At 71.4% G+C, this 13,496-nt stretch carries 14 protein-coding genes; 5 read left to right on the top strand and 9 right to left on the bottom strand.

All coding sequences use genetic code 11. From position 1 onward, the window contains the following. Positions 1-30: 30 nt before the first annotated feature. The 6 genes from trpA to aroF are packed head-to-tail and all read right to left on the bottom strand — an operon-like array spanning position 31 to position 5,495. A complete protein-coding gene (gene trpA / locus HV826_RS24225; protein ID WP_176419375.1) occupies positions 31-822 on the bottom strand; it encodes a tryptophan synthase subunit alpha in 792 nt (263 codons plus the stop codon). Further along, complete coding sequence (gene trpB / locus HV826_RS24220) at positions 819-2,024, bottom strand: tryptophan synthase subunit beta (RefSeq protein WP_176419374.1); 1,206 nt, start codon at positions 2,022-2,024, stop codon at positions 819-821. The genes trpA and trpB overlap by 4 nt, the downstream gene beginning before the upstream one ends. Before the next feature lie 5 nt (positions 2,025-2,029). Next, positions 2,030-2,668 (bottom strand): phosphoribosylanthranilate isomerase, encoded by a 639-nt coding sequence (locus tag HV826_RS24215; RefSeq protein ID WP_176419373.1) that lies wholly within the window; start codon positions 2,666-2,668, stop codon positions 2,030-2,032. Continuing rightward, the gene (locus tag HV826_RS24210) at positions 2,665-3,453 is read right to left on the bottom strand and encodes an indole-3-glycerol-phosphate synthase (RefSeq protein WP_176419372.1); all 789 of its coding nucleotides are present in this window, start codon (positions 3,451-3,453) and stop codon (positions 2,665-2,667) included. Before HV826_RS24210 ends, HV826_RS24215 begins: the two co-directional genes overlap by 4 nt. Beyond that, positions 3,450-4,466 carry an anthranilate phosphoribosyltransferase gene (trpD, locus tag HV826_RS24205; protein WP_176419371.1) on the bottom strand — a complete coding sequence of 339 codons (1,017 nt, stop codon included), beginning with the start codon at positions 4,464-4,466 and terminating at the stop codon, positions 3,450-3,452. Before trpD ends, HV826_RS24210 begins: the two co-directional genes overlap by 4 nt. 3 nt (positions 4,467-4,469) lie before the next feature. Next, positions 4,470-5,495, bottom strand: coding sequence for a 3-deoxy-7-phosphoheptulonate synthase (gene aroF, locus HV826_RS24200; RefSeq protein ID WP_176419370.1), 1,026 nt, complete (start codon positions 5,493-5,495; stop codon positions 4,470-4,472). 207 nt (positions 5,496-5,702) lie between these two features. Here aroF and HV826_RS24195 point away from each other — a divergent pair, with 207 nt between their 5' ends. The 4 genes from HV826_RS24195 to HV826_RS24180 all read left to right on the top strand — a co-directional run bounded on the left by HV826_RS24195 (position 5,703) and on the right by HV826_RS24180 (position 9,155). Then, a complete protein-coding gene (locus HV826_RS24195) occupies positions 5,703-6,953 on the top strand; it encodes an NAD(P)/FAD-dependent oxidoreductase (RefSeq protein ID WP_176419369.1) in 1,251 nt (416 codons plus the stop codon). Further along, a complete protein-coding gene (locus HV826_RS24190; protein WP_176419368.1) occupies positions 6,950-7,630 on the top strand; it encodes an Isoquinoline 1-oxidoreductase subunit in 681 nt (226 codons plus the stop codon). Before HV826_RS24195 ends, HV826_RS24190 begins: the two co-directional genes overlap by 4 nt. A gap of 33 nt (positions 7,631-7,663) precedes the next feature. Next, positions 7,664-8,641: a sigma-70 family RNA polymerase sigma factor gene (locus tag HV826_RS24185; protein ID WP_176419367.1), complete on the top strand. Its 978-nt coding sequence runs from the start codon at positions 7,664-7,666 to the stop codon at positions 8,639-8,641. Between the two features lie 94 nt (positions 8,642-8,735). Beyond that, positions 8,736-9,155 carry a VOC family protein gene (locus HV826_RS24180; protein WP_176419366.1) on the top strand — a complete coding sequence of 140 codons (420 nt, stop codon included), beginning with the start codon at positions 8,736-8,738 and terminating at the stop codon, positions 9,153-9,155. Positions 9,156-9,216: 61 nt separating this feature from the next. Here HV826_RS24180 and HV826_RS24175 read toward each other — a convergent pair whose 3' ends face one another. Both HV826_RS24175 and HV826_RS24170 read right to left on the bottom strand, forming a co-directional pair. After that, positions 9,217-10,062, bottom strand: a complete 846-nt coding sequence (locus tag HV826_RS24175; protein ID WP_176419365.1) for an alpha/beta hydrolase — start codon at positions 10,060-10,062, stop codon at positions 9,217-9,219. Between the two features lie 83 nt (positions 10,063-10,145). Then, on the bottom strand, positions 10,146-10,964 hold the full coding sequence (locus tag HV826_RS24170; RefSeq protein WP_176419364.1) for an acetolactate decarboxylase: 819 nt from the start codon (positions 10,962-10,964) through the stop codon (positions 10,146-10,148). Positions 10,965-11,072: 108 nt separating this feature from the next. Between HV826_RS24170 and HV826_RS24165 the strand changes: the two genes are divergently transcribed. Continuing rightward, positions 11,073-12,056 (top strand): LysR family transcriptional regulator, encoded by a 984-nt coding sequence (locus HV826_RS24165; protein ID WP_255208024.1) that lies wholly within the window; start codon positions 11,073-11,075, stop codon positions 12,054-12,056. Here the strand turns inward: HV826_RS24165 and nhaA are convergent. Next, positions 11,989-13,401, bottom strand: a complete 1,413-nt coding sequence (gene nhaA / locus HV826_RS24160; protein WP_176419362.1) for a Na+/H+ antiporter NhaA — start codon at positions 13,399-13,401, stop codon at positions 11,989-11,991. The genes HV826_RS24165 and nhaA overlap by 68 nt on opposite strands. Positions 13,402-13,496 lie beyond the last annotated feature (95 nt).

Here is a 13,496-nt window from a genome sequence, read left to right as displayed (position 1 = left end):
CGAATTAAGCTGGGGCGAAGCGGCTGGGCCTCAGCGGCGCAGCCCGCGCTTGATGTCGGCGCAGAGCGCCTTCGCCGCGGCGGGGCCCTCTGTGTGCGCGGCGCGCACCAGCGCGCTGCCCACCACCACGCCATCCGCATGGGCAGACAGGGTGCGTGCCTGCTCCGCCGTGGAGATGCCAAAGCCCGCCACCACGGGGACGGGCGCGGCCCTCCGCACCAACTCCAACCGCTGTGACAGGTCCGGCGGCAGCTCCGCGCGCATGCCCGTCACGCCGGACACGGACACACAATAGACAAAGCCACGGCCTTCCTTCGCGATGGCCCGCGCCCGCGCTGGGGGCGTGGTGGGCGCGCACAGGGGAATCAAGTCGAGGCCCTCCGCGTCGAACGTGGCGCGCAGGCTGGCGCTCTCCTCGGGGGGCAGGTCCGGGAGGATGGTCCCCGACACGCCGCGCTCGCGGGCGAGCTTCGCGTAGCGCGCCTCGCCCATGGCCATGATGACGTTGACGTACGTCATGATGACCAGCGGCGTCTGGGGGCAGCGCTGGCGCACCGCGGGCACCACCTGGTCCAGCACTCGCTTAAGCGTGGAGCCGGCCTTGAGCGCCCGCTCCGCCGCGCCCTGGATGACGGGGCCGTCGGCGATGGGGTCGCTGAACGCCACGCCCAGCTCCAGCACGTCCGCGCCGCCCTCCACCAGCGCGGCGAACACGTCCACCGAGCGGGGCAGGTCCGGGTCGCCCGCCATGGCGTAGGCCACCAGCACGCCTTCACCTCGCGCCTTCGCCTGGGCGAAGGCTTGTGCAATCTCGCCGCTCACGCCTTCACCCCCACCGGCGGAGGCACGCCCCGCGCGGAAATCGTGGCCACGTCCTTGTCTCCGCGGCCCGAGCAATTGATGACCAGGTGCTTGCCCGCGCCCAGCTCGCGCGCCAGCTCCTGGCCGCGCGCGAAGGCGTGGGACGTCTCCAGCGCGGGGAGGATGCCCTCCAGGCGCGCCACCTCGTAGAAGGCCGCCAGCGCCTCGTCGTCCGTGGCGATGCGGACCTCCATGCGGCCCGTCTTCGCCAGGTGCGCCAGCTCCGGGCCCACGCCTGGATAGTCCAGACCGGCGGAGATGCTGTGCGCCTCCTGAATCTGGCCGTCCTCATCCTGGAGCACCAGCGAGCGCGAGCCGTGCAGCACGCCCTCCGTCCCCAGCGTCAACGACGCGCCGTGCTGCTTCGAGTCCAGGCCGTGGCCTCCCGCCTCCACGCCCACCAGCCGCACGCTGGCGTCGCCAATGAACGGGTGCAGCACGCCAATGGCATTCGAGCCGCCGCCCACGCACGCGATGATGGCGTCCGGCAGGCCGCCAAAGGCCGCCTGGGCCTGCGTCCGCAGCTCGCGGCCGATGACGGCCTGGAAGTCGCGCACCACCGTGGGATAGGGATGCGGCCCCGCCGCGCTGCCGATGACGTAGTGCGTGTCCGACACCTGCGACACCCAGGTGCGCATGGCCTCGTTCATCGCGTCCTTCAGCGTGCGCGAGCCGGACTCCACGGGCCGCACCACCGCGCCCAGCGCGCGCATGCGGAAGACGTTGAGCGCCTGCCGCTCCACGTCCAGCGCGCCCATGTACACCTCGCAGGGCAGGCCGAAGAGGGCGCACGCGGTGGCGGTGGCCACGCCGTGCTGGCCCGCGCCCGTCTCCGCGATGATGCGCTGCTTGCCCATCCGCTTCGCGAGCAGCACCTGCCCCACGGTGTTGTTGATTTTGTGCGCGCCGGTGTGCGCCAGGTCCTCGCGCTTGAGCCACACGTTCGCGCCGCCCCAGGCCTCCGTGAGGCGCCGGGCGGGCGTCAGCGTGGTGGGGCGGCCCACGTACTCGCGCAGCACGCGGGCGACCTCCTCGCCGAAGGCCGGGTCCGCGCTCGCCGCGGCGTAGGCCTCTTCCAGCTCCTGCAGCGCGGGGACCAGCGTCTCCGGAACGTAGCGTCCGCCGTAGCGCCCGAAGCGGCCGGCGACAGTCTCCGTCGTCATGTCTGTCACTCCCAGAGGTTGATGGACTTCGCGGCGCGCACGAAGGCGCGCACCGCTTCCACGTCCTTGATGCCAGGGGCGGACTCCACGCCGCTGGCCACATCCACGCCGTACGGCCGCGTCGCGCGCACCGCCTCGGCCACGTTGGAGGGCCGCAGGCCTCCCGCCACCAGCACGGGCACGCCGCTCCCCGCCAGCCCCGCGACGAGCGACCAGTCAAAGCCCACGCCGCCGCCGCCATAGCCCGGGGCCGCGCCGTCCAGCAGCAGCCCCGCGACGTCTCCTACGCCCACATACGTCCGGGCCCGGGCCACGTCTTCCGGACCCGTGACTCGCAGCGCCTTGATGACGGGCACGCCGTACCCCGAGCAGGCCTCCGGGGGCTCGTCCCCATGGAGCTGCACGGCCGTCAGGCCACAGGCGCGCACCGCCTCCCGGATGGTGTCTGGCGCCGCGTTGACGAACACCCCCAGCACCGTGCCCAGGGGCGGCCGCGTGCGCGCCAGGGCCGCCGCCGTGGGGAGGTCCAGGTAGCGGGGGGACTTCGGGTAGAAGTTGAGACCCAGCGCGTCCACGCCCGCCTCCCACGCGGCCCGCGCGTCGGGCAGGCGCGTGACGCCGCACACCTTCACGCGGACGCTCATGGCGCCGCGTCCTCCACCCCGAGCAGCCGCCGCAGCGCGTGTCCAGGGTCGGGCGCTCGAAGCAGGGACTCGCCCACCAGGACAGCGTCCGCGCCCGCTTCCCGCGCCGCCTCCAGGTCCGCCAGGGACTTGAGGCCACTCTCCGCCACCAGCACGCGGGCCCGGGAGCGCAGCTTCGGCATCACCCGCAGCGCCGTGCCCGTGTCCGTCTTCAGCGTGGCGAGGTCGCGGTTGTTGATGCCCACCAGCTTCGCGCCCGCGGCCAGCGCGCGCTCGGCGTGCGCCTCCGTGTGGGCCTCCACCAGCGCGGCCACGCCCACCGCTCTCGCCGTGGCGACCATCTCCCGCAGCTCGCCGTCCTCCAGCGCGTCGGCGATGAGCAGCACCGCGTCCGCGCCCCACAGCGCGCTCTCCTCCACCTCGCGCGCCGCCACGAGGAAGTCCTTGCGCAGCACGGGCAGCGACACCGCCGCCCGCACGGCCACGAGGTCCTCCAGGCCGCCGCCGAAGTCCGGCCCATCCGTCAGCACGCTGATGGCGCTGGCGCCCGCGGCCTCATAGGCCCGGGCCACCGCCACCACGTCGGCGTGGGGGAAGTCCCCGCCCGAAGGGCTCTTGCGCTTCACCTCCGCGATGACGCTCAGCGGCCGCCCGGAGCGGTGCGTCACCAACCCCTGCGCGAAGTCGCGGGGGGTGGGCCGGGCGCGAGGCGCCATGGGAGGCCGCGCCGCCAGCTCCTGGCGTTTGCGCGCCATGATGCGGTCCAACGTTCCTGCCTGGCTCATGACAAGCCCCCCTCGATGAGGGCCGCCAGCTTGTTCCGGGCCGCGCCCGAGTCGATGGCGTGCTCCGCCTTGCGCACGCCGTCACGCAGGTCCGCCGCCAGTCCCACGACGACGAGCGCCGCCGCCGCGTTGAGCAGCACCGCCGTGCGCAGCCCGGAGCGCTCGCCATCCAGCAGCGCGCGCAGCCGCTGGGCGTTCTCCGCCGCGTCGCCCCCCGCGATGGCCTCGCGAGGCACCACGTCCAGCCCCGCGTCCTGGGGCGACACCGTGAAGGTGTGGACCGTGCCGTCCTCGCGCAGCTCCGCGACCTCCGTGGCGCTGCACGGGGAGACTTCATCCAGCCCGTCATGGCCGTGCACCACCCACGCGCGGCGGCTGCCGAGCCGGCCCAGCACGCGGGCCGTCTGCTCCACGCGCTTGCCGTCGAACGTCCCCAGGAGCTGGTAGCGCGCGCCCGCCGGGTTCGTCAGCGGCCCCAGCAGGTTGAACACGCTGTGGAACCCCATGTCCCGCCGCGCCTGCGCCACGTGCCGCAGGGCCCCGTGGTGGGAGGGCGCGAAGAGGAAGCCCACGCCGTGCTCGTCGATGTCCCGCGCCACGCGCTCGTGCGGACGCTCCATGGAGACGCCCAGCGCCGCCAGCACGTCCGCGCTGCCACAGCGGCTGGAGACCGCGCGGTTGCCATGCTTGGCCACCGTCACGCCCGCCCCGGCGGCCACGAAGGCCACCGCGGTGGAGATGTTGAAGGTGTGCGCGCCGTCGCCGCCGGTGCCGCAGGTGTCGAGCACCACGTTGGCGCGCGGGGACAGCTTCGCCGCGCAGGCCCGCATGGCCTCCGCCGCGCCGAGGATTTCATCCTCCGTCTCACCCTTCATCTTCAGCGCCGTCGCCAGCGCGCCAACCTGGGCAGGCGAAGCCTCCCCGGCGAGCATCAGACCCATGACGCGGGTCATCTCCTCGCGGGTGAGGTCGCGCCGGCCCACCACCTTGCCCAGCGCTTCCTTGAGGGTCATGGCCTATCCCAGACGGACGACTTCGCGGCCCATCACCTGGGCGATGGCGCGGACCTCGTTCATGGACTTCTCGAACTCGGAGAAGTCCAGGGACTGGGCACCGTCCGACTTCGCGCGCGGCGGGTCGGGGTGTACCTCGACGATGATGCCGTCCGCCCCCACCGCCGTCGCCGCGCGCATCATCGCCGGCACCGCCTTGCGCACGCCGATGCCGTGCGACGGGTCCACGAAGACGGGCAGGTGCGAGAGCGCCTTCAGCATGGGCACCGCGTTGAGGTCCAGCGTGTTGCGCGTCATCGTCTCGAAGGTGCGGATGCCGCGCTCGCAGAGGATGACCTGCGTGTTTCCGCGGGCGACGATGTACTCGGCCGCCATCAGCAGCTCCTTGATGGTGGCGCTCATGCCGCGCTTGAGCATCACCGGCTTGCGCAGGTCGCCCACGGCCTCCAGCAGGCTGAAGTTCTGCATGTTGCGCGCGCCAATCTGGAGGATGTCCGTGGCGTCGGCGACGGCCTGGAGCGTCGCGGTGTCCTTCACCTCGGTGGTGACGAGCAGGCCCGTCTCCTGGCGCGCCTCGGCCAGCAGCGCCAGCCCGTCACCCTTGAGGCCCTGGAATTCATAGGGGCTGGTGCGCGGCTTGAACGCGCCGCCGCGCAGCATGGTGGCGCCCGCCTTCTTCACCGCGTGGGCGGTGGAGAGGATCTGCTCGCGCGACTCCACGGAGCACGGACCGGCGATGACGTGGAAGGCCGAGCCGCCAACCGTCAGGTCGCCGATGCGCAGCTGCGTGTCGTCCGGCTTCACCTCGCGGCTGACGAGCTTGAACGGCTGGGAGATGGCCACGGCGTCAGCGACGCCAGGGAGCACGCGGAAGGGCTCTGGTTCCACCGCGCCCGGGTTCCCGGTGATGCCAACGGCCGTGCGGGTGCCCCCTGGAATCGCGTGCGGTTGCCAGCCACGGCGGCGGATCTCGTCGTTCACACGCTCGATGTCCTGGGCCGTCGCGTCGGGTCGCATCACGATCAACATGGGGCTGCCTGCTTTCTCTCGCTCCGAGGGGTGTTGGTGGGCCGGGAGCATTCCGGCGCCGGGTTAGACGGGTGGGACGGGCAACAGCCGGTGTTTCTGCATCAAGTGTCGGTTGCCCGCAACCGCCTCCGAGTCTCCCTTGCGCCTCCCACGCTTATCAAGCGAGCGTGGACGCTTTTCTTGAGCAGGAAGTGTGGAGGCGCGTGCGTGTCGACTCCGGAGGTCATCGTCGTCGGTGCGGGTCTCGCGGGGCTGGCGTGCGCGCGGGCGCTCGTCGCCTCACGGGTCAAGGTGATGGTGCTGGAGGGGAGTGACGCACCAGGGGGCAGGGTGCGCACGGATGTCCATGAGGGCTTCCTGCTAGACAGAGGCTTCCAGGTGTACCTGTCTGCCTATCCGGAAGGCCGGCGCACGTTGGACCTGGGGGCGCTGTCGCTGCGCAGGTTCATCCCCGGCGCCAAGGTGTGGCGGGGTGGCAAGCTGCACACGGTGGCGGACCCGCTGCGCCGCCCCGTGGAGGCGCTGGCGCACCTGTTCGCGCCCGTGGGGACGTTCGGGGACAAGCTGCGCATCCTGGAGCTGCGGCAACAGGCGCTCTCCGGTGAAGTGGAGGACGTGTGGCAGCGGCCGTCTCGCACGTCGCGGCGCTATCTGGACGAGCTGGGCTTCACGCAGGCGCTGCGGGAGTCGTTCCTGCGCCCCTTCTTCGCGGGCATCTTCCTGGAGCGGGAGCTGACCACGTCCAGCCGCTTCCTGGAGTTCGTCTTCCGCATGTTCTCGTCCGGGTACGCGGCGGTGCCGGAGGCGGGGATGGGCGCCATTCCGGAGCAGCTGTCGGCGCGCCTTCCGCCGGGCGTGCTGCGGATGCGCGCGCCGGTGGCGGACGTGTGGGGGCACCGCGTGCGGCTGGCGGACGGAGAGCTGATTGGCGCCAGGGCGGTGGTGGTGGCCACGGACCCGGCGAGCGCGGTGGGGCTGCTGCCGGGCATGGTGCCACCGGTGATGAACCGGGTGACGTGCCTCTACTTCGCCGCGCCGGAGCCGCCCGTGGAGGGGCCGTGGCTGCTGCTCAATGGCGAGGGCCGGGGCCGGGTGAACAACGTGGCGGTGATGAGCGAGGTGTCACCGGCGTATGCGCCGCGTGGACAGGCGCTCGTGTCCGTGTCCGTGGTCGGCGCCACGCCGGACCTGGACACGCTGCGCGCCGAGGTGCTCGCGGAGCTGACGGACTGGTTCGGTCCGGCCGTGTCCGCCTGGCGGCACCTGCGCACCTACGCGCTTCCGCTCGCGCTGCCCGCGCAGCCTCCGGAGGTGCTGGAGCCGCCTCACCGGCCGGTGCGGCTGTCACCGGGACTGTTCGTGTGTGGAGACCACCGTGACAATGCCTCCATCGACGGCGCGCTGGTGTCGGGCCGCCGCGCCGCGGAGGCTGTCATGAGAGAGTTGGAGCGCGAATGAGACACCCGGGGCGCTCCGTCATCGTGTTGGGCGCCGTCCTCTCGGCGGTGGCCTGCAAGTCCACCAAGAGCGCACCGGAGGCCTCGGGACCGCAGGCGGCGCAGGCGGCGCAGGCGGCGCAGGCGCGGGATGCGGGGCCGTCACTCCAGCCCGTGTCCGCGTTCGCCGCCATCACGGATGAGAAGCAGCGCTCCGCCGCGCTCTTCGTCGAGGCGGGGCGTGTGATAGCGCACCCGCGCTGCGTCAACTGCCACCCGGCCGATGGCGTGCCCCTGCAGGGCATGGACCAGCGTCGGCACGTGCCCGCCGTGACGGGCGGGCCCGCGGGACATGGCACTCCCGGGCTGCCCTGCACCTCGTGCCACCAGGCGCGCAACACGCCGCTGGTGGGCACGACGCTGCGGAGCGTGCCCGGCAATCCGAAGTGGGCCCTGGCGCCAGCGGAGATGGCGTGGGTGGGCGTGCCCCTGGGGAAGATTTGCGAGCAGCTCAAGGACCCCGCGCGAAACGGCGGGAAGTCCCTGGAGGCGCTGCATCACCACATGGCCGAGGACGTCCTGGTGGGGTGGGGTTGGGACCCGGGCCCTGGCTTGGAGCCCGTGCCAGGCACTCAGCGTGCGTTCGGTGAGCTCATCCGCGCATGGATTGACACGGGGGCCGCCTGCCCGAGCCCCTGACACGACCTGATGGGCCTGATAGACAGCCCATTGATGAGGGACCTTCCGGATTCTGGGAAGCAGGCATTCGGCTTCGAGGAGCACCGCTCGGCGCTCATCGGCCATTGCTATCGCATGCTGGGTTCTGTCGCGGAGGCGGACGACGCCGTCCAGGAGACGATGGTGCGCGCCTGGCGCGCGATGGACCGGTTCGAGGGCCGTGCGTCCCCGCGAACCTGGCTGTACTCCATCGCCACCCGCGTGTGCCTGGACGCCTTGTCGGCGAGCGGGCGCCGCGCGCGGCCGATGGAGCTGGGGCCCGCGTACTCCATTGACGGGCCGCTGACGCCGCTGCCGGCGAACAGCTGGATTGAGCCCATTCCGGACGCGCTGGCCGTGCCCTCGGACCTGGACCCCTCCGAGCAGGTGTCGCTGCGCCAGAGCATCCGGCTCGCGTTCCTCGCGGCGCTCCAGCACCTGCCCCCCAAGCAGCGCGCGGTGCTGCTGCTGGCCGAGGTCCTGGGCTGGCCGGCCACGGAGATTGCCCAGACGCTGGAGACGTCGGTGGCCTCGGTCAACAGCGCGCTCCAGCGTGCCCGGGCGACCGTGTCGGACCTGGGGCTGGAGGACTCCGAGTTCCGGGTGCCTCAGTCCGACGCGCAGGCCCTGTTGCTGAATCGTTACGTGGACGCGTTCGAGCGCTACGACATGGACGCCTTCACCGCGCTGCTTCACGAGGAGGTCACCCTGTCCATGCCCCCCTACACGCTGTGGCTCCAGGGGCACGCGTCCATCCGCGGCTGGTTCCTCGGGCGGGGGGCGGTCTGCAGGGACTCCCGGCTGGTGCGGACCGAGGCCTGTGGCGCACCGGCCTATGGCCAGTACCACGCGAGCAGTGACGGCGGGCCCTTCAAGCCGTGGTCGCTCATCGTCCTGGAGCTGTCCGGTGGGCGCATCGCGGCGATGACCCACTTCCTCGATACGGAGGCGTTGTTCCCGCGGTTCGGTCTTCCCCAGGAGCTCCCTCGGTAGGCGGGGCGCGGAAAATCTTTCTGAAAAAGGGCCGATGATTTCGGTCCGCCGCTGGAGTCAAAGCCTTCGTAACCCACCCGCCCTGGAGGCGAACATGAAGGTCAGCCGTCCCCGTAAGCTCTTCCTCAACCTGCCGGTGGCCGACTTGAAGCGGTCGGTGGACTTCTTCACGAAGCTGGGCTTCGAGTTCAACAAGGACTTCACCGACGAGCACGCCACCTGCATGGTGGTGGGCGAGGACGCGTTCGTGATGCTCCTCACGCATACCCGCTTCAAGGACTTCATCAAGAAGCCCCTGCACGACGCGACGCAGAGCACCGCCGGCACCTATGCGCTGTCCGCCAACAGCCGCGAGGAGGTCGATGAGCTGGTGAAGACCGCGCTGGCATCGGGTGGCTCCCCCGCGGGGGAGGCCATGGACCTGGGCTTCATGTACGGCGGGAGCTTCTACGACCCGGACGGCCACCACTGGGAGGTGGCCTGGATGGATCCGAACCAGATGCCTCCGCAGTAGCCAGCGGACGTAGCGTGCCGCGGGGAGGCCCTGGGCTTCCGCGCGGCGCGCGGGCGCTGTGTCAGGGCGCGTTTTCGGCGGCCACCACGGGGGGCAGCCACTTGCGCAGCACGCTGGGCGAGCTCTTCCGGTAGATGTTGTCGTGGCGCAAGTCGGGCCGGGGTTCGACTTCCCACTTGAGTCCCGGGGGAGCGCTGGTGCGGAGGACTTCCTGGAGCCTCGCCACGGCGGGGCCGATGTCCGTCTCATCCGCGGAGGACAGATAGAGCCCCGCGCACAGGTCCGGCCGTGCCGCGAACCATTCACCCGCCCCCTTCACCAACGACTCCGCGTTCCACCACAGGCTGGGGCTCAGCGCGAGGTAGGTGTCGAACAGGTCCGGCTGGAGGAAGAAGGTCTCCACGATGAAGTAGCCCGCGAGCGACTCGCCGATGATGGCTCGCTCCCGCGTCGCCCGGTAGCGGCGCTCCACCTCCGGCATCAGCTCTTCGTGGATGAAGGCACGGAACGTCGCCGAGCCTCCCGTGACAGGGGCGACCTCCAGGTCCGTCGCCACCGTGGTCGGGCCTGTCATGTCCCGCCGTCGCACGGTGTTTTCGATGCCCACGATGATGAGGGGCCGCAGTTCGCCCGCGCGGATGGCCATGTCGACGGTGGTGGCCAGGTGCGGGAAGTCTTCCTTCAGGCCGCCATCGGGCATGTAGAGCACCGGGAAGCGGTCCTCCGCCGACGTGGCGTAGCCCGGCGGAAGGTAGACGGTGATGCGGCGTGGCTCCTTCAGCTTCGCGGAGTCGATGGTGAAGGTCTGATGGGGCGGCACGGGCTCGGCCACGGCGGGCCGGGTGCTCGCGCACGCGCCCCCCAGGACGAGCAACAGCAGCCCCACGCACGTCATCGATGTCCGCATCACTTGCTCCCGCAGGGTTCGACGAGCCAAAGCGGCTCGTGGCCGGGATAGTGCCCGAGCCCTGGAGGCGTCGCCAGGAGGCGTCAGGGGGCTCCGGGGCCTGCCGCCGCGGGCGCGTTCTTCGCGTCGTCAATGGGGGCCGCGTTGAACAGCGGGTCGTCTGGCAACACCAGCGACAGGGACCGGCTGCTGTCGAGCTGGGCGGTGAGCGCGCTGGCGCGCACGTCCAGGACATGGCCCCCCAGCTTCCGGTCCGCGTCCACGAAGTGGAAGTGCCAGCCGGGGATGATGACCCCAGCGACATAGGTGGGAAATCGGAAACCCACCAGCGTGCCCGTGACGTCACGGGCGTCGTAGACGCGCTGCTGTGCAAGCAAGGCCTTCATGCTGGGGTAGGGCGGCTTCTGGCGCGGCACACTGCGCAGCTTCACGCGCTGGAAGCGGCCGTCGATGCACACGGCATGGAAGTGGTTGCGCGAACCGAGCCGTGCATCGAGCTCCCGCGCGAAGGCGCTGAAGTCCGCGACGGCGGGGAGTGTGAGCCGCCTGTCCGGGACGAACCGCTTGAGGGTGGCGAAGGACGTTCGCGCATCGTCGGGCAGGCGCCGCAGCTTCCCGGTGACGTCGGCGTGCCACACGACGCCGTCGAGGATGATGACCTCTCCATCCGTGGGGCTGAGCGCGCCCGTGCCGAAGTCCCCGAGCCGGAGCAGGTCGCCGAAGCGTGTCGGGCCTTCATGCACGCCCGCCATGAAGCCGGCCGCGGGGGCGAGCTGGTGAACCGTGTCCTCGTTCGCGGGCCGTGCGGCCTGCGCCAGGGTCGAGCACAGGAGGAGGGCGAGCCCCGAGGCGCGCAGGCGGTGCCGGGCGTTGTCACGAGGGGGAAGGGGCGAGTCGGGCATGGTGCGAAGCTCCTCGTTGGAACCGAAAACGGAAAGCTGACCCGCTGAGGGCTCCGGCACAATCGGGATGAATCGCACCAGGATGTTGCGTACGGTGCAGCAATGCCGATGCTCGATACCGATCGCCTCGGCGGCATGCGCGCCTTCGTCGCCGTCGCCACCCGGCACAGCTTCGTCGCCGCCGCGGACGAGCTGGGCCTCAGCGCCTCCGCGCTCAGCCGCCGCATCGCGCAACTGGAGCGGGCGCTGGGCTGCCGGCTGCTGCAGCGGACCACCCGGCGTGTCGCGCTCACCGAGGTTGGCGCGTTGTACCTGGAGCGCTGTCTGGATGTGCTGGCTCGCGCCGATGAGGCCGACGCGGCGGTGTCCGCGTTCTCCGCGCAGCCTCGCGGCCTGCTGCGCGTGTCGCTGCCCAACCTCTATGGCCAGCTTCGCGTCGCGCCCTTGCTGCCGGAGTTCATGCGCCGCTATCCGTTGCTCCGCCTGGAAGTGACGATGGAGGACCGCTACATCGACCTCGTCGAACAACGCATCGACGTGGGCGTTCGGATTGGCGACCTGCGCAGCGGCGACTACGTGGCGCGGCGCCTGACGCTGAACCGTCGCCGCCTGTGCGCGTCACCCGAATACCTGCGACGCAACGGGGCGCCGCGCACGCCGGCGGACCTTCGTGGACATGACTGCCTCCAGTTCGCGCCGCAGATGAAGGAGGTCCCCTGGGTCCTGACGCGGGGCGGACGGCGGACCCAGGTGGCAGTGGAGCCGCTCCTCCGCGTCGACAACGCCGAGGCGCTCCGGCAGGCGGCGCTCGGCGGTTGCGGCATCACGCTGCTCGCGGACTTCGTGATGGGGGCGGACCTGGAGGCGGGCCGCCTGGTCGAGGTGCTGGCGTCGTGGCGCGTGGCGGACAGCTGGGTCTGGGCCGTGTACCCACACGCGCGCTTCCTGCCGATGAAGACGCGCGTGTTCGTCGACTTCTTGAGTGAACGGCTGGGCGGCACGGGCCCGTCACCAGCGCAGCCTGTCACATCACCGTCGAGCGCTCCGCCTCCTCCACGGACGTCGCGGCGCCGGGCCTCGACGCGGTACTGAGGAGCAGCCGGCCCAGGAGGAGCGCCAGGATGGCCGCGGCGCCGCTCGCGCCCAGCACGCCCAGCTTCGCGGCGGCGAGCAGCTTCGCGTCCGTGAAGGCCAGCTGCGCGATGAACAGGGCCATGGTGAAGCCGATGCCCGCGGTGCACCCCAGCACCAGCACGTCGCGCATGCTCAGGCCGCGCGGCAACGTCGCCAGCCGCAAGCGCAGCGCCAGCCAGCAGGCCCCAATCACTCCCAGGGGCTTGCCCAGCAGGAGCCCGGTGGCCGCCGCGGCGACCACGGTCCATGAGGCCGCATCGAGCGGCTCGCTCGAAATCGACACGCCCGCGTTCGCGAGCGCGAACACCGGCATGATGCCGAACGCCACCCATGGATGCAGGGTGGCAATCAGGCTCTCCGAAGGCGACATGGCCTCGCGTCGCGCGGCGTCCACGCGGCGCAAGGTCGCGGACAGGTGATGGGAGGAGAGCGTGCCCGGCTGCGCCTGGGCGATGTGCTCGATTTCGCTCCGCGCACCGGTGACGAAGCCCTCGGTGCCGAGCCAGGCGCGCACCGGCGTGATGAGCCCGACGATGACGCCCGCGATGGTCGGATGAATTCCCGCGGAGTAGACGCCCGCCCAGGCGACGAACGCCGGAACGACGTAGGCCCACTTCGAGCGCACGCCCAGGCGCTGCATCGCGAAGACCCCCAGGACTCCCAGGGCCGCGACGAGCAGGCCCGTGATGGCCACTCCCGATGAATAGAACAGCGCGATGACGATGATGGCGCCCAGGTCGTCGATGACGGCGAGCGCGAGCAGGAGCACGCGCAGGGCGGGGGGCACTCGGCTTCCGAGGAGCGTGAGGATGCCCACCGCGAACGCGATGTCCGTTGCCATGGGGACGCCCCATCCGGAGCGGGTGGCCGGGGCGCCCCCCAGGAGGAGGTACAGGCCCGCTGGCACGACCATGCCCCCCAGCGCCGCTGCGGCGGGGAGCGCGGCGCGCCGCAACTCAGACAGCTCGCCCTGATGGACCTCGCGGCGAATCTCCATGCCCACGACGAAGAAGAAGATGGCCATCAACCCGTCGTTGACGACCCATTCGAGGCTGCGCTCGAACGTGAAGTCGCCCATTCGGATGCCGAGCGGCGTGTGCCAGAAGTGCGCGTAGCTCTCCGCCCAAGGCGAGTTCGCCCACAGGAGCGCGATGGCCGCCGCCACGAGGAGCAGGATGCCGCTGGCCGCCTCGATGTGGAGGAAGCGCTCCAGCGGCCGGCTCGCGAGCCGCGAGAGGCGATGCAGGGGGGCCCAGGCTTCGGGCGGAAGGGGGGCTTGCCCCGGTGGCGTGGCGGTCGACATACGCGGACCCTGTCGGCGGTGTTGCCGGCTGGGATGGCGGCCCGACCATCCATGTTCCTGCGGCGTGCATCGCCGCACCCTTCAGCTTTGGCGGC

It is taken from the genome of Myxococcus sp. AM010 (genome assembly GCF_013372585.1).
GTDB lineage: Bacteria > Myxococcota > Myxococcia > Myxococcales > Myxococcaceae > Myxococcus > Myxococcus vastator.
The sequence above is the reverse complement of the archived record's forward strand: the minus strand, read 5'-3'. Positions and strand labels throughout refer to the sequence as shown.